The organism is Polyangium sp. 15x6 (genome assembly GCF_029960785.1).
Lineage (GTDB): Bacteria > Myxococcota_A > Polyangia > Polyangiales > Polyangiaceae > Polyangium.
This window is the reverse complement of sequence record NZ_JASBQE010000242.1, coordinates 1-1,734: the sequence shown is the minus strand read 5'-3', so window position 1 is coordinate 1,734 and position 1,734 is coordinate 1. Positions and strand designations below refer to the sequence as shown.

Sequence of the window (1,734 nt, the reverse complement as noted above, 5' to 3'; positions counted from 1 at the left end):
GCGGCGGCGCCATCGTCGGCCCCTACGGCGGCGGCGCCTTCGTCGGCCCGCGCGGTGGGGCCGCCATCGTCGGCCCGGGCGGCGGCGGCGCCTTCGTCGGCCCGGGCGGCGGCGCCATCGTCGGCGGATTCGGCGGCGGCTGCGGCTACGGACGCGGATTCGACTGCCAGATCGGCGGCCGCCACTTCGTCCGCGGCCCGTACTACGGTGCTTGCGGCGGCTACGGGCGCGGCTACTGCGGCTACGGGAGCGCCGGCTGGGCGTACGGCCAAGGCCGGTTCTAGGGATGCACGACCGCGGCCGCTCGAATCGAAGCGAAACGTGAACGTGAGCCCGATCGGCACCCGGGAGCCGGTCGGGTTCGCGTTTTTGTACGAGCGAAGAAAAAAACCGTTATCGCCAGCCGTCGATGGACACCACGCGACCGAGCGCGAGGACGCGCAGCGCGTTCGGGTGGGATTCGTATTGATCCTGCTGGGCGTGGGCCTCGGCGAGCAGGCGCGCCTTCATCCTGAGCATGAGCGGCAGCTTCATCGAAAGGGTCTGCGGCAGGTACACGGGGACGGCCGTATTTTCACCTGCGGGCACGCAGAGGGCGCGGATCTGCTCGTCGCCGAAGACGGTGCGCTTCTGGTATTTGCGTTGATCGAGGAGCACGCGCTCGATGTGGGCGTCGAGCTGGCTCACCGTGACGCTGCGCTTCGATTGGCGGAGCGCGTCGCGGAGCTCGCTCGTGACGACCTCGACATTGGAAGGCGCCTGGAGCAGGGGCGTCTTGAGCACCTCGTTCGCCGCTTCGAGCGCGTCCTTGAGTTTCTTGTTGTCCTCGGTCACGAGCGGCGTGACCGCGGCGACCGCGGCCTTCAGGTGCTCGACCTCGTCGAACGGAAAGCGGAGCTCGCCCGTGAGCATGACGACGGGCGGCGTGAAGCGGCCCGTCTCGCTGATCGATTCGAGCATCGCCCGCTGAATGCCCCGTCCGTCCGTGGGCACGGCGCGCGTGAGGACGCCGAAGGTGTCGTGGCGATCCCGCGAGGCATTCGGATCGTCGGTCGGCAGATCATGCTTGGGATCGAGCGGCTCGAATTCGAGCTCGTCCACGATGGACGGGAACGCGGCGCGAATGCGGGCGACGCCCTGCGGATCGAACCAGAGGAGATCCACGATCTCGGGGCCGAGCCGGCGCGAGGGGCGCGCCGGCGGGACGCGGGGGCGCGAATCGTCCTGGGCGGCGGGCGTATTCGTGACGGGCGCCGCGACGGGCGTATGCGTGGGCGCGCCCAGGACGTTCGCCGAAGCGCCGGCCGCCCAGGGGCTGGTTTCGCGCGGCGGCGACGCGGGAGACGTCGCCCCGTCGATGGGTTCGCGGCGAGGAACCTCGGCCGGAGGCACGGGCGTCGCCTGCGGGGCCGTAAAGGCCTGCGCGGCGGCCACGGCCGCGACCGGCGGGCCCATCGGCGGCGCGACCGGCGGCGCGAGGGGCATCGCAGGGGCGGCAGGAGCCGCGGACGCGGGAGGGACCGGGGGCGCGGCGGGGATCGCCGGCACGGGCGGCATCGCGGGGACGACCGGCGCGGCCGCGGACGGCTGCGAGCCCGGGAAAGGCAGCGGCGCGCGAGGAGGTTGTGTCGGGACGCGCGGCGTCGTGGAAACGGGAGGGGGGACGGGCACGGAGGCGGCCGCGGGAGCCGACGCAGGCGCGGCGGCGGGCGCCGGGGGCGGCGCGGACGCGCT

Annotated in this window: 2 pseudogenes; one reads left to right on the top strand and one right to left on the bottom strand. The window is 73.2% G+C overall.

Annotation, left to right across the window (positions count from 1 at the left end):
• A pseudogene (locus QHF83_RS53205) lies at window positions 1–284 on the top strand (hypothetical protein); the annotation flags it as partial.
• A 109-nt stretch (window positions 285–393) separates the two neighbouring features.
• Here the strand turns inward: QHF83_RS53205 and QHF83_RS53200 are convergent.
• Window positions 394–1,734 (bottom strand): annotated as a pseudogene (locus tag QHF83_RS53200) (hypothetical protein); the annotation flags it as partial.